At 69.1% G+C, this 14,424-nt stretch carries 9 protein-coding genes; 3 read left to right on the top strand and 6 right to left on the bottom strand.

What is annotated here, in order from left to right; all coding sequences use genetic code 11:
* The first annotated feature begins 149 nt into the window (after positions 1–149).
* Positions 150–1,703 (top strand): NAD(P)/FAD-dependent oxidoreductase, encoded by a 1,554-nt coding sequence (locus tag ACLJOK_RS09135; protein ID WP_410817574.1) that lies wholly within the window; start codon positions 150–152, stop codon positions 1,701–1,703.
* Here ACLJOK_RS09135 and ACLJOK_RS09130 read toward each other — a convergent pair.
* The 4 genes from ACLJOK_RS09130 to ACLJOK_RS09115 form a co-directional block, all read right to left on the bottom strand.
* Positions 1,642–5,406 (bottom strand): serine protease, encoded by a 3,765-nt coding sequence (locus ACLJOK_RS09130; protein ID WP_410817572.1) that lies wholly within the window; start codon positions 5,404–5,406, stop codon positions 1,642–1,644. The genes ACLJOK_RS09135 and ACLJOK_RS09130 overlap by 62 nt on opposite strands.
* A gap of 1 nt (position 5,407) precedes the next feature.
* A complete protein-coding gene (locus ACLJOK_RS09125) occupies positions 5,408–5,719 on the bottom strand; it encodes a CU044_2847 family protein (protein WP_410817571.1) in 312 nt (103 codons plus the stop codon).
* A 197-nt stretch (positions 5,720–5,916) separates the two neighbouring features.
* Complete coding sequence (locus ACLJOK_RS09120) at positions 5,917–6,735, bottom strand: hypothetical protein (protein WP_410817570.1); 819 nt, start codon at positions 6,733–6,735, stop codon at positions 5,917–5,919.
* Between the two features lie 75 nt (positions 6,736–6,810).
* Positions 6,811–7,536, bottom strand: coding sequence for a TetR/AcrR family transcriptional regulator (locus ACLJOK_RS09115; RefSeq protein WP_410817568.1), 726 nt, complete (start codon positions 7,534–7,536; stop codon positions 6,811–6,813).
* Positions 7,537–7,558: 22 nt separating this feature from the next.
* Here ACLJOK_RS09115 and ACLJOK_RS09110 point away from each other — a divergent pair, with 22 nt between their 5' ends.
* Positions 7,559–8,686 carry an FAD-dependent oxidoreductase gene (locus ACLJOK_RS09110; RefSeq protein WP_410817567.1) on the top strand — a complete coding sequence of 376 codons (1,128 nt, stop codon included), beginning with the start codon at positions 7,559–7,561 and terminating at the stop codon, positions 8,684–8,686.
* Positions 8,687–8,882: 196 nt separating this feature from the next.
* Here the strand turns inward: ACLJOK_RS09110 and ACLJOK_RS09105 are convergent, their stop codons facing one another.
* A complete protein-coding gene (locus tag ACLJOK_RS09105) occupies positions 8,883–9,767 on the bottom strand; it encodes an alpha/beta fold hydrolase (protein WP_410817565.1) in 885 nt (294 codons plus the stop codon).
* Between the two features lie 103 nt (positions 9,768–9,870).
* Positions 9,871–10,716 (bottom strand): SAM-dependent methyltransferase, encoded by an 846-nt coding sequence (locus tag ACLJOK_RS09100; RefSeq protein WP_410817563.1) that lies wholly within the window; start codon positions 10,714–10,716, stop codon positions 9,871–9,873.
* Positions 10,717–10,948: 232 nt separating this feature from the next.
* On the opposite strand from ACLJOK_RS09100, the gene ACLJOK_RS09095 reads away from it, so the two are divergent.
* Positions 10,949–14,413, top strand: a complete 3,465-nt coding sequence (locus ACLJOK_RS09095; RefSeq protein WP_410817561.1) for a ThuA domain-containing protein — start codon at positions 10,949–10,951, stop codon at positions 14,411–14,413.
* Positions 14,414–14,424 lie beyond the last annotated feature (11 nt).

Raw genomic sequence — 14,424 nt, 5'->3', positions numbered from 1 at the left:
GGCCGGCCGCGCGAGGGAGTCGCTCTTCTCGTGGTACGCCGCAGCGCGCCCCGCCGAAGCAGGGACCGACTACCACTAAGTGTGACATTCTGCGCAGAGCGGGTAGACGCCGTGCCTCAACCATGGCGGTGAGCAGGGAGCGCGTCAGCATGAGCGAGCAGAACGGCACGGTGGTCATCGGTGCGGGGCCGGCCGGGCTCACCGCGGCGTACGAGCTGCTGCGGCACGGCCGGTCGGTGCAGGTGTTCGAGGCCGACGAGGTCGTCGGCGGGATCAGCCGGACAGTGGAGCGCGACGGGTGGCGGTTCGACATCGGCGGGCACCGGTTCTTCACCAAGGTGCCCCGGGTGGAGGCGTTCTGGCACGAGATCCTGCCGGACGAGGACTTCCTGACCCGACCCCGGATGAGCCGCATCTTCTACCGGGGCGCCCTGTTCAACTACCCGCTCAGCGCCGTGAACGCGCTGCGCAACCTGGGTCTGCCGGAGGCCGTCCGCTGCCTCGGCTCATACGCCCGCGCCCGGCTGCGGCCGCCACGGGACCAGTCACACTTCGAGGGCTGGGTGTCGGCCCGGTTCGGCTGGCGGCTGTACTCGATCTTTTTCAAGACGTACACCGAGAAGGTCTGGGGTATGCCGGCGGACCGGTTGCAGGCCGACTGGGCGGCGCAGCGGATCAAGAACCTGTCGCTGGGCACGGCGATCCGCAATGCGCTGCTGCCCCGGCGTCGGCGTACCGACGTGACCAGCCTGATCGAGGAGTTCCAGTACCCGAAGTACGGGCCCGGAATGATGTGGGAGCGCTGCGCCGAGCAGGTCCGCGAGCGGGGCGGGCAGCTCTCCACCGGCAGTTGGGTCACCGCCGTGCACCGCGACCCGGCCCGTCGGCGGGCGATCAGCGTGACTGTCAACGGCGCGGGCGGGCAGCGTACCGAAGCGGCCGACCACGTGATCTCGTCCATGCCGATCTCGGAGCTGGTGACCGCGCTCCACCCGCCGGCGCCGCCGGAGGTGCTGGCCTGCGCCGCCGACCTGCGCTACCGCGACTTCCTGACGGTCGCCCTGGTCGTGCCGGCGGAGTTCTCGTTCCCGGACAACTGGATCTACGTGCACGACCCGGGGGTACTGGTGGGCCGGATCCAGAACTTCGGCTCCTGGTCGCCGTACCTCGTCAAGGACGGCCGCACCTGCCTCGGCCTGGAGTACTTCGTGTTCGAGGACGACGAGATGTGGCGTACCCCGGATGCCGACCTGGTGGCCCTCGCCACCGCGGAGCTGGAGCGGTTGGGGTTGGTTCGACAGGGCGTGGTGGAAGCCGGCTACGTCGTGCGCATGCCCAAGGCCTACCCGGTGTACGACGAGCGCTACCAGCACAACGTGGACGTGATCCGGGCCTGGCTGAGCGAGGCGGTGCCGAACGTGCACCCGGTGGGTCGCAACGGCATGCACCGCTACAACAACCAGGACCACTCGATGCTGACCGCGATGCTCACCGCCGAGAACATCGCCACCGGGAGTACGCACGACGTCTGGTCGGTCAACGTGGAGCAGGACTACCACGAGGAATCCTCCGGCGGTGACAGCCGGCGGGGCACCGGCCGGGACGCGCCGGTGGTGCCCAGCCGGATCATCGCGGCGCCGATCACGGTGCCGGAGGGGTCGGGCGACCGAGCCTCTGTCGCAGCTCCCCCGTCTCACGCATGAAGCCGAGCACGATCTCGCGGAACGAGTCGACCGACAGATCGACGGCGGACTGGAACTTCGCGTAGGCCAGGTCGAGGTCGGATCGCTCGCGGTCCTTGTCCCAACCGATCGGATTCGGCGTCTGCAACTGCTTGCAGGCGGCCAACAGCGCGCGGCCCTGCTGGAAGTTCACCGACGGCACGTTCCAGACGGTTCCCGCCATGATCCGCACCCCGTCCAGCAGGACGAGCGCGGCCGTGAGCCGCTCAAGCCCCGCGCTCGGCGACAACGTGTGGGAGCGGACGAACATCGCCCCGAGGGCGACGAGCAGGCCCACATCCGTGAAGTCGTGCAGGAACCTGTCGACCAACGGTGCGCTCTCCGGCCCGACGGCGGTCGCGATCTCGGCCCGGATGGAGCGCATGTCGGTGGCGAGACTGGAGAAGCTCCCCACCCGCGCGATCGTGTGGGCAAGCTTGCCGTAACCCTCCGACAGGGTGCCGTGCAGTTCGAGCCGCGCCAGGGCGCAGACGATCGACGCGGAGAAGTCGGTGGACTCGTGGAGTTCGGCTCGTGCCGCCGCCACCACCAGCTCATCTCGGGCGCACTCCCCCGCCGCGTAGGCCTGCGACAGCGATTCGCACGCGCCCACTGCGGCACGCATGCGCAACAGCGGATCCCCGAGCGCGAGGCGGTAGGCGTCGACGTAGGCGGCCGCCGCAGTGGTGAACTGCCGCCGGTGCCGGTGGTGTGCGGCGAGCAGGTGTGCCATCCGAGGGCTGGACGGGAAGGCCCGCCGCCCGCGAGCCAGGATCTCGTCGACCGGGCGGAGGTCGATGGGAGTGTGCGCCACGATGGCGAGGGCCGTCTGGAGCTGCAGCTCGTTGTGCGCCTCCCGCTCGATCGCTTCGACGGAGTCGCCGCATCGTTTCGCCAGGGAGGCGAGTCTCTTCCGGCGTACCTCGCCGAGCTGTTCGAGCACGGCCAGCTTGTGCGGGATAGGTCGGCTCAACCAGCGCTCGTCGGACACCCGCGCCTGCCTCAGCAGGGAGCCGGCGATCGCCCACTCCGTACGCACCAACTGGTACTCGATCTCCACGATGAGCGGAGTGACCTGCGGGTGGCTCCTGCGCCACCTACGGTAGGCGCGCTTGATCGGCGCGAGTTGACTCTCGGCGGAGCGGTGCGCGGGCAGGTCGGAGTCGACAGCGTTGTCCCCCTCCCGGGTCACCTTGAGTGTGGGATCGGCGACGAGCAGACTCAGGAACGCGTCGGCGGTCGGGGCGTTCTCCACGGTCCACGTCAGCAGGTCCCGCGCGAGCTGTAGACGCCCGGGTTCTCCGGTGCGCCGGCTGCGCTCCAGCCGATGGAGCCGCCTCTGCTGCCTCGCGATGGCCAGGAGGGGACGGCTGTCCCCGGCCAGAGCGAGCGTTCTGAGCAACTCCACGTGCAGGGTCAGCGCTCGTAGCGCCCGGGTGAGGAAGACCTCCGTGAGCGTCGGGTCGCCACTGAAGTCGCCGGCGCGACCGATCAGCGAGACGTACATCGTCCAGGTGCCCGGGTCAGCCAGGAAGGAGCTGTCGTCCTCCACCTGGGACAGGCACCACTCCCCGACGGCGCGCAGGCCGTCCGGGGAGGGCAGCGGCCGCACGGTGATCGCGCGGAGCACGTCGTGCAGCACGATCCGCACGTCGGCACGGCCGGACAGGTGCTCGTCGACGACGGCGCTCATCCATGCCCCGACCGCGGCGCCGACGACATCGTCAGTGCCTACCCCCAGCCACCACGCCAGCACGAGCACCTGGGCGTCCTGGACCTGCTCGAAGTGGCTCCCCGTTTCGACGATGCGGTTGACAGTGCGCACCCCGCCGATCTCGGTGAACGTGCGGCTGGCGGCGGCCACATCGCCCGCGTGGATCTGGCTGCGCCAGAGCCGCAGGCGAACCCGCGTCGACGGGCCGCGTTCGTTCCCCCGGCCCTCGAGCTCGACAATCTGCCGGTAGAGCGACTCCACCCATTCGGGTCTCATCGATCGGCTGGACACGCGATGCGCGATGTCCTGCATCGCGAGCCCCTGTTCGGAGGTCAGCGCGTCCACCTCGAAGACGAACGGGGCGGTGCCCGGCCATTCGTCGAGCCAGATGGCGTCGGCGCTGAACACGCCGGGCGCCAGTTCCCGGCGGGGCGCCGCGGGTGCGCGGATGCCGAGCGGGTCGTGGGCGGAGGTCAGCACCTGCTGTTCGAGATCCTCCCCGGTGAGCGGCGGCACGTCGTGGGAGGCCTCTCCGTCTGGGCCGGGTCCGACACCGGCGGCCGTCAGCCCGGGGTCGCCGAGGGCCACGATCGGGTCGTCCGGGAGCGCTGTGGTGGGGTCGAAGATGGGCAGGTCGAATCGCTCCGACAGGGCGACGGCGAGGTCGATCGCGTCGCCGCCCTCGTCCTGTCGGCAGGCCGCCAGGATCTCTCCGGGGAGAAGGCACCGCGGGTCGATCAGCTCCAGCGCGTTCTCGGCCTCCTCCCGGGACACTCGGCCGAGGGTGGCGTGTGCAATGAGCGTCGCCGCGTCCGTCCGACCGATCGGCCCCACTTTGACGGCGGTGGAGAGGCCGACGCAGGACAAATCGTCGCCAAGGTCCCGTCCGACGAGGACGACAGTGGCGCTCATCCGTTCGGCGGCCTTCATGAGCGCCGCGAGATCCGCGTCGGCAGCGGCGTCGACGACCTGGTGCTGGAGGTCGATGACGAGCCGGCCTCCGCGCAGGTCGCGCATGATCGTCCAGCAGGCCAGCGCCAGCGTTTCCTCGTCGGAGCGGCTCCCGAACGGGTCCTGCGGGATGTGCACACCGAGCACCGGCAGAACGATCCCCACCACGGGATGCTGCGCGGGGACCGGAGGGGCCAACGCCGCGTCGACGTACGCCGTGTCGCCGGCGGGGATGTGCGCGAGGCGCACCCAGACGCCGGCCAGCGCCGACTTACCGGCGAGTGCGTCACCGACGACGAGCCTGTGGCGGGGTCCGTTGCGCGAGTCCAGCGCGGCGATTTCCTCTTCCCTGCCGATGAGTTGCACCAGCTCCGAGGGCGCGTCTCCGCGGATCAGGCTGCGCGGAGGCCAGGTGAGTCCGCTGGCGGCGTGCCTGATCTGCATCCGGCGATCGTCGGTGTCCAGGCCCAGCAAGGTGCGGATCTGGACGATCTCGGTACCCAGCAGGGCGTGTCCGCCCAGATCCGTCTGCCGCCCCCGTGTCACGCGGACCATGCCGACGAGCCGGCCGTCCTCGCGGTCGAGCACCGGTGCGCCGCTGTAGCCCCGCTGGATCTGCCCGGAGCGGAGCTTGAGCCAGGCGATCCCGTCGTCCTCGACGAGCCCCTCGTTGACGACCAGCGTCGTCTCGGCGCGCCGGTCGACGCAGCTGACGACCACGTACTCGGCGGCAAGAGCAGGGGGACGGGTGTCCGGGATGAACCAGAACTCGTCCGCGTCCTCGATGGTCAGCAGGCAGAGGTCGCGCTGCTTGTCCCACAGCAGGATGGTCGCCGGCTCGTCGACGGCGTCGGCAGACCGACCAATGCGACGGATCTTCACCGGCCCGGAGCGGTCCAGCCCGTGGGTGGCCGTGGCGACCGCCCGCGGTCCGATCATGAAGCCGGTCTGCTTCACGGCTCCCTGGTGAACGCCGACAAGCCCCGCCCACAGATGCCGACCGGCCTCGACGTCAGCCATCTCAACCGGCGAGGTCCTTCCAGGCCAACTTCAGCTCCACAGCTCCTTCGGCCTTTCCATCGACGAGGAGCGCCACCGCCTTGCCGTTGGTGATCGAGAAGCCGACGCGCATGGTGACCTCGATCTCCGTCGGGGCGGCCTTGCGGGCGTGTTCCACCAACTCCTCGGCGACCTTCGCCACCTGTTCCGCCACGTCGCTGAGCTTGATTTTGAGCGATTGAAGAGAGACCTCTTCCTCAGAGTCGATTTCCATCGCCAGCGCGGCAAACGTCGTCTCGTCTTTCAACTCAAGCGCTATCAGGTCGCCGTGCATTGGCCCGCTCTCTTCGGTGAGGCGCTGATCAGTCCATTTCGCAGCGATTGTTGCATCGGTACAGTGTGGACACGGTGGGCCGGACAGCCGTTTCGGCCTCACCCTCCTGGGCGTCCCGAACAGTAGCGCCCCTCTGCCAGGGAAATTCCCGTCGATCGAGGCGTCTATCGGATCATCGACACTCTGCGGGCAGATACTCAATCCGGCAGGTGCGTCCAGTGCGCCACTGTGGCGTCGTCCGGGCTGTGCGCATCCGCGCCACCGGTGGCCCCTGCCTCGGCCTGCCGGACGTGGGCGATGACGCCGGCCGGCCCACTGGCGCGAAGCAGGTCCAGCGCGCCCGACCAGTCGGTCCGGCCGTACTGGTTGACGATGCGGCTGGCACCGTTGCTGAGCAACGCGACACCGAACAGGTCGGCGAGGGACCGGCTGCCGTTGATCGCTTCCCGCGCCGCGCGCGGGTCATCCTTGGCGATCCAGTACCCACCCGGCTGGTTCCGGCGGGCACGCAGCGCGGTGACGCAGGAGGCTCGCACCCGGTCGTACTCCGGTGTTCCCTGAGCGATGCCGGCCAGCGGCGCGGAGCATTCGCGCCGGGCAGTCGTCTCGCGTTCATCGGTGATCACCAGCGGGCCGGCGTCAGCCTGGTCGAGGAGGAGGAAGGAGTCCGCGAGCAGGAGCCAGTCCAAGCGGTCCTGGCGGGCGCGGACCATCGCGACGGTGGCCTGGGGGCTGCTGGGGTCCGCGATGTCGCAGGTGTCGCCGTGCTCGGCGGCGATCTCACCGATGGCGGTGGCGAGGATCGTGGCGAGATCTCGCCCGTCGCCGCGCGACAGGTGACCGAGCAGCGCGCCGCCGAGGCGGTGCGTGTACCAGGCGACTCCGTGGAAGCAGAGGGATTCGGCGCCGGGAATGCCGGCACCGTCGAGGAGGACGACAGCGTCGGGAACCGCACCGACGAAGTCCTCGTTCGGCCGATCGGCCCTGCCGGCGCTCGTCGCCAGGCTCACGTGCACTCGTGGTCTCCTGTCTGGAATCGCGTCGCCGTTGTCTGGATACGGCCAGAATTCCTGGCGGCCGGCGCTACGGAATCACGTTGCGCGTCGCCGGGTGATGCCGTCCAGGATGGTGGTCAGGTTGTGGTCGAAGGTCTCCTCGGCGTTGAGGTGGGCGCCGTCGATGACGAGCCGGGCAACTGTGGGGTACCTGCCGGTTTTCAACATGCGCGTGAGGTAGGGGCCGAGGCTGGCCTGGAAGGCGGCTTCATCGGTGCCGGTGGAACGCGCGGTGCGTCGTTCGGTGACCTCTCTGCGGACCGATCCGATGATGAAGGCGTTGAGGGCACCGACGGCTCGCTGGAGATCGTCGAGGTCACGCACGCCGGGGGCCGCACTGAGCGCCGAGGCGGTCGCTTCGCCCACGGCGAGTGCGTGTGGTCCCAGGTGTGGCCGCCCGCCGAGCACGTCGGAGAACCATTCGTGGTCAAGGGCGGCAGCGCGGGTCGCGTGGGCGACGGCCAGCACAGTGTCGCGCCACCCGGAGCGCTGGCCTACCTCAGCGATCCGGGCATAGACGACGTCGACCATCAGATCGAGTAGCTCCGACTTGTTGACGACATAGTCGTAGAGCCGCATCGGACCGACACCGAGCTCTTTGGCGATCTTGCGCAGTGACAGCCCGTCGAGGCCGTGCGCGTCGGCAAGCCGGATCGCCGTAGCGGCGATCTTCTCGCGGCTCAACGGCACCGGCACCGCCCGCGGTTGAGGTTCGGGGCGCTCCCAAACAGGCAGCGGCTCGCTACCGTACGGTGTATCCACCAATACAGTGTACGGTAGCGGCGTGAGAACGCGAATTGCGATCGCCGGTGGCGGACTCGGCGGGTTGACGCTGGCACGGATCCTGCACCGGCACGGGATCGCTGCGGTGGTGTACGACCGGGAAGCAAGCCGATCCGCGCGGCCCCAGGGCGGTGCCCTCGATCTGCACCCGGAGTCCGGGCAGCTGGCCCTGGCCGAGGCGGGTCTCGCCGGCCGGTTCCGGTCTGAGGCGCGGCCGGACGGCGAGGAACATCGCATCCTCGACCCGACCGGACGGACCCTGGTGCACCACGAGCCGCAACCCGGCTCGTTCTCCGGACGTCCCGAGATCGACCGGAGCGCACTGCGTGATCTCCTGCTCGACTCCCTCCCCGACGACACGGTTGCCTGGCGGCACCGGCTTGTCGCGGCGACCCCACGACCTGACGAGGGCTGGGAACTGACGTTCCAGGACGGCCACCGGACGAGCTGCGACATCCTCATCGGCGCGGACGGCGCGCGCTCAGTCGTCCGGTCGCTGCTGGTCGACGTTCAACTGTCCTACGTGGCAACGCTCGTGGAGCTGAACGTCGAGGACGTCGACCAGCGGCATCCCGATCTCGCTGAGTTGGTCGGCCCGGGGAACCTGTGGTGTGTCGGGGTGAACCAGATCCTGGCAGCGCAACGTCTCGGCGACGGCAGCCTCCGGGTCGGCATCTCGCTGCGCGCGGAGGACCAGCCCCTCGACACCTACCGTAGTAAGCAGGCCCTGCTGGATCTGTTCGCTAGTTGGAACCCCCGCCTCACCGCCCTCATCGAGGCCGCCGACGGCGGGCCGACGCCACGCCTGATCGAGACGATGCCCATCGGTACGCGATGGGCCAGCCGCCCGGGCGTCACCCTCGTCGGCGACGCCGCGCACCTCATGCCACCGGTCGGCGAGGGCGCGAACCAGGCCATGCTCGACGCCGCAGAACTCGCCAGCCGGCTCGCCGCCAACCCCGCCGACCCGAATTCGGCGATTCGGACGTACGAAGAGTCGATGTTCAGCAGGATCCACCCGATCGCCGAGATGTCCGCACGAGTCCAGGCGATGATGCTGTCCCCTACCGCGGCGGAGGACATCGTCCGCTTCTTCACCCGGCCGATGGAACCCGCACGCGCAGAATGACATCTGGCGCTGTCGACGCGCGTGGCGATAATCGTTCCATGACGACGGATGTGCACAGTGAGTCCGGTCTCCGAAAGGCCACCTTGACTACCTGCGCCAACCACCGCGTTACGGCAATCGAGTGCTTTGGATGGCCGAACGGGGCGGCATCAGCTTCGACCCGAAGCCGTTTGCCCGACCGCGAAAGTCCGAGGTTTCAGGACAGAAAGTGGTGCAGCGCCGCGGTCAGGGCGTCCGGGTTCTCCTCGGCGACATGGTGACCGGACTCGATCGATTGGCCGCGTAGATCGGCAGCCCACGGGCGCCAGATGGCTAGCGGATCGCCGTACAGGTCTTCCAGGTCGTCCCGGGTCGACCACAGCAACAGAGTTGGGCAGCGGACAGTGCGGCCGTCACGCCGGTCGGCTTCTTCGTGCGCCCGGTCGACGCCGAGGCCGGCTCGGTAGTCCTCCAGCATGGCCCGCACGGTGGCCGCATCGTGGATGGCCTGCCGGAACTCCTGGTAGTTCTCGGCTCCCATGCTCTCGGGCCGGGCCTTACTGGCGTACCAGGCATCGGGGTCGGCCGCGATGGCCCGCTCCGGCTTGTCCGGCTGGGCGAAGAAGAACCAGTGGTACCAGTCACTGGCGAACTTCGCATCGCACCGGGCAAGAGCCTCACTGATGGGCACGCCGTCGATGACCACCAGATGACTGACCGAATCCGGATGGTCCAGCGCCAGGCGCAACGCCACGTACGACCCACGGTCGTGCCCGACCGTCGCGAACCTCGGATGGCCCAGTTCATCCATCAGCTGGACCATGTCCGCGGCGACCACCCGCTTGGACTGCTGGGAGTGATCAGCGAGAATTTGCGCCTTGCCGGACTGCCCGTAGCCGCGCATGTCGGGGCAGACGACGGTGAACCCGCGATCAACCAGCTGCGGCGCGACCCAATGCCACGTCGACCCCGTCCGCGGATGTCCGTGAATGAGCAGGACCGCAGGCCCGCGCCCCGCATGCCGGACCCGGAGCTCCACCTCCCCGACATCGACCCGCTCGTCCTCGAAACCGTCGAACATGCGCGACAAGTATTCGGTCACCCGCCAAGCAAACATTCGTTCACCGACCTGAGCGGTTGCGCGCGGCGCAGGCCATTCGGCAGGCCATCCGCACATCGGCGACGTCCTCGATCGGCCCAGGCGGTCAGAGCTTGCGGGCCACCGCGCCGTAGATGGAGGCGTCGGCCAGGGGCGGACGCTGCTCCGGTGGCACCTGCGGCCGCCACTCGGTGACCGGGGCGATGCCCGGTTCGGCCAGCTCCAGGCCGGTGAAGAAGCGGGCGAACTCGGCGCGGTCACGGGGAACGGCGTCCTGCTTCATCCGGCCGGCAGTGAACTCGGCCTCCATCCGCCTGACGATCTCGGCGGGGATGTGGTCGGTGGTGAAGTGGGTCAGCGCCAGCCAGCTGCCCGACGGCAGCGCGTCGAGGAGGCGGGCGACCTGCTCGTGTGGGCGGTCGTCGTCGGTGAGGAAGTGCGTCACGGCGATCAGCACCAGGGCCACCGGTTGGGACAGGTCCAGCGTGGCGTGCAGCTGCGGGTCGGCGAGGATCTTCTCGGGGTCGCGTAGGTCGGCATCCAGATAGGCGGTGGCGCCGGCCGGGTCGCTGGTCAGCAGCGCCCGGGCGTGGACCAGCACCATCGGGTCGTTGTCGACGTAGACCACCCGGGAGTCGGGGGCGACCGACTGGGCCACCTCGTGGGTGTTGTCGGCGCTCGGGATGCCGGTGCCGATGTCGAGGAACTGCCGGATGCCGACCTCCTCGGCGAGGAACCGGACCGCTCGGCCGAGGAAGGCCCGGTTTTCCCGGGCAAGCGTGCGTACCCCTGGGTAGACGGCAGCGATCTGGTCGCCGGACTGCCGGTCGACGGCGAAGTTGTCCTTGCCGCCCAACCAGTAGTTGTAGCGGCGGGCCGGGTGGACCACGCTGGTGTCGATCCGGTCGGCACCACGACCCTCGGGCAATTCCGACGTGGACGGCACGGTCACGAGACCTCCCAGGTCGACGGGACACGCCGCATCCGTAGCGTCACCGGCCGTATCCAGAGGACATCTTAAGCCGTACCCATGGGCCCGTGGGACCCACCGACGCGCGGACGCCGCGGGGGCGGGAAACCGCTTACCAGGACGCTATTGACGGTCGTCACTGGCTGTCAGTACCGTGATGCGGGCAGCGAGAAAGCGCTTTCCGACCCCTCACCGTCCGACAGGGAGCGCCCCCATGCCCCGACACCTCCGTGCGTTCTGCCTGATCCTGCTCGCCATCGCCACCGTGGTGAGCACCACCACCGCCCTGCCCGCCGAGGCCGCCCCGCGCTTCCGGGTGTTGGTCTTCTCCAAGATCACGAATTTCTACCACGACTCGATCCCGGCGGGCATCGCCGCGATCCAGCAGCTCGGTGCCGCCCACAACTTCGAGGTCGTCGCCACCACCAACGCGGCGGCCTTCACCGACGCCAACCTCGCCACCTTCGACGCACTGGTCTTCAACAACACCAACTCGCTCCCGACCTCGGGTGACCTGCTCAACGCCAGCCAGCGGGCGGCGTTGCAGACGTTCATTCGCAACGGCGGTGGTTGGGCCGGCCTGCACGCCGCCTCGGCCAGCGAACGCGACTGGCAGTGGTACGAGGGCCTGGTCGGCACGATCTTCGATTACCACCCCGACTTCTCGTCCACCGGCGGCACCTTCCCCGGCCGAGTCAAGGTGCTCGACCGGGCGCACCCCTCGACGCGCAACCTGCCGGAGCTCTGGGAGCAGAGCGAGGAGTGGTACAACTGGCGGACCAACCCGACCGGGAACGTGCACACCCTCGCCCAGATCAAGGTGCGCGACGGGATCAACGGCCTGGACGAGGGCGTCGACCACGCGTACTCCTGGTGCCAGCGCTACGACGGCGGCCGGTCCTGGTTCACCGCCGGTGGGCACGCCAGCTCCCAGTTCAGCACCCCGACATTTCTGGAACACCTGCGCTACGGCATCGAGTGGGCGGCCGGCGCGGTCGCCGGCGACTGCTCGGCCACCAAGACCAGCAACTTCGAACGGATGGGGCTGGTCACCGAGAACCTGGCTGACCCCTTCGAGCTGGCCGTCGGCCCGGACCGGAAGGTCTACTACATCCAGCGCACCGGCGCGCTGAAGGTGGTCAACTCCGACACCCTCCAGGTCACCACGCTGCTGGACTTCGCGTACACCTCGGCGATGACCGACCAGTCCGACGGGCTGCTCGGGATGACCCTGGACCGCAACTTCGCCAGCAACGGCTGGATCTACCTGCTCTGGTCGGACAAGACCCTCAAACAGCTGAACCTGTCCCGGTTCACTGTCGCCAACAACAGCGTCGCGCTCTCCTCGGAGAAACGCCTGCTGACCATTCCCACCTACCGGGGTGAGGGCCGGGCCAACTCGCACATGGGCGGGTCGCTGGCCATGGACGCCACCGGACGGCTCTACGCGGCGATCGGTGACAACACCGACCCCTTCGCCTCCAGCGGTTACACGCCCGTCGACGAACGCGCCGGCCGCGCCGCCTGGGACGCCCAGGGCACCGCCGGCAACACCAACGACCTGCGTGGCAAGATCCTGCGGATCACCCCACAATCCGACGGTACGTACACAGTGCCCAGCGGGAACCTCTTCCCGGCCGGCACCGCGAGGACCCGGCCGGAGATCTACGCGATGGGCATGCGCAACCCGTTCCGGATCACCGTCGAGCCGCAAACCAACGCGGTGCTGGTGGCCGACTACGGCCCGGACGCCCGCGCCGCCGACCCCAACCGTGGTCCGGAGGGGACTGTCGAGTTCAACCGGATCACCAGCGCCGGCAACTTCGGATGGCCGTACTGCGTGGGCAACAACATCCCGTTCAACGACTACAACTTCGCCACCAGCACCTCGGGGGCAAAGTTCAACTGCGCCGCACCGGTGAACAACTCACCCAACAACACCGGCCTGACCACCCTGCCGGCGGCGAAGTCCGCGCTGGTTTGGTACGCGTACTCCGCTTCCACCCAGTTCCCCGAGCTGGGCACCGGCGGTGGCGGGCCGATGAGCGGCCCGGTCTACGACTACGACCCGGCCAACACCCGCACCACGAAGTTCCCCGAGTACTTCGAGGGCAAGTGGATCACCTACGAGCTGACCCGCAGGTGGTTCAAGACGCTGTCGATCCACAAGACGGCGCAGACCTTCAGCAACGCGCGCTTCGGCCCGACCGCCGTCGGTGACCTCCAGTCGATCAACGGAATCTTCGGCAACATGAGCTGGATCCAGCCCTTCGAGGCGGAGTTCGGCCCGGACGGTTCGCTCTACGTCATCGACTTCGGCGAGGGCACCGGCAGCGGTCGCGGCGGCAGCAACGCCGGCGCGGGCATCTACCGGATCGACTACGTCGCCAACGGGCGGCCACCGACAGCGAAGATCGCCGCCACCCCGGACAGCGGACGTACGCCGCTCGCTGTGACGTTCTCCTCGGCCGGGTCGTCCGCCGGTGACGGGTCGGCGCTCAGCTACGCCTGGGACTTCACCAACGACGGCAGCACCGACTCCACAGCGGCCAACCCGAGCCACACCTACTCGACGGCCGGGAAGCACACCGCCCGGTTGACAGTGCGCAACAGCGGCAACGGGTTGACGGCCACCGCGGTCACCGACGTGGTGGTCGGCAACACCCGACCGACGGTGACCATCACCGTGCCCGACGGCGGGTTCTTCGACTTCGGGGACAAGATCCCCTACACGGTGACTGTCACCGACCCGGAGGAGAGCACCATCGACTGCGCCAAGGTGACAGTGCAGACGCAACTCGGCCACGACTCGCACGCCCACCCGCTGGACGTCTACACCGGCTGCTCCGGTCTGCTCGCCACCGAGGCGGACGCCGGTGACGGCCACGGGCCGGGGCAGAACCTCTACACCCTGATCACCGCGCAGTACACCGACGGCGGCGCGGCCGGTGGCGTACCGGCGCTGACCGGCTCGACCCGCGTCCAGTTGCAGCCCAAGAGCAAGGAGGCCGAGCACTTCAGCGCCCAGTCCGGCGTCACTGTCAACGACCGGGCCACCGCCCGCGCCGGCAAACGGCTCGGCGAGGTCGACCACAACGACTGGGTGGCGTTCGGGCCGGCCGACCTGCGCAACGTCGGCTCGGTGACGCTCGGGGTGACCAACGGCGGGCTCGGCGGCACCATCGAATTGCGGACCGGCTCGCCCACCGGCACGCTGATCGGCTCGGCCACCATCGGCTCCACCGGCGGCTGGGACAACCTGGTCTCCCCCACCGTCACGCTGACCAACAAGCCCACCGGCACGACCACCCTGTACGCGAAGTTCGTCAACGCCGCCCAGGTCAACGGCACGCCGGATCTGCTCGCCCTGGACTGGCTACGGTTCAACGGCGCCGGGGTCAAACAGGAGCCGGGCGGAACGTTGTCCCTGGCCGCCAACCCGACCGGCGGCGCCGCACCGCTGACCACCACGCTCACCGCCACGGCGACGGCGCCGTCCGGGCAGAGCATCACCGACTACGCGTGGGACTTCGGCGACAACAGCGCCATCACGCACGGAGCGACACTACGGTCGACGACCCACAGCTACCCCCGCAAGGGGACCTTCACCGCCCGGGTGACGGTCACCTACACCAGCGGGGAGACCCGCTCGCTCAACCTGACCATCACGGTCACCTGACCGTCGGGCGA

Source organism: Micromonospora sp. 050-3, assembly GCF_046549335.1.
GTDB lineage: Bacteria > Actinomycetota > Actinomycetes > Mycobacteriales > Micromonosporaceae > Micromonospora > Micromonospora trifolii.
Note: the sequence above shows the minus strand (reverse complement) of the source record. Positions and strands in the feature narration are given on the sequence as shown.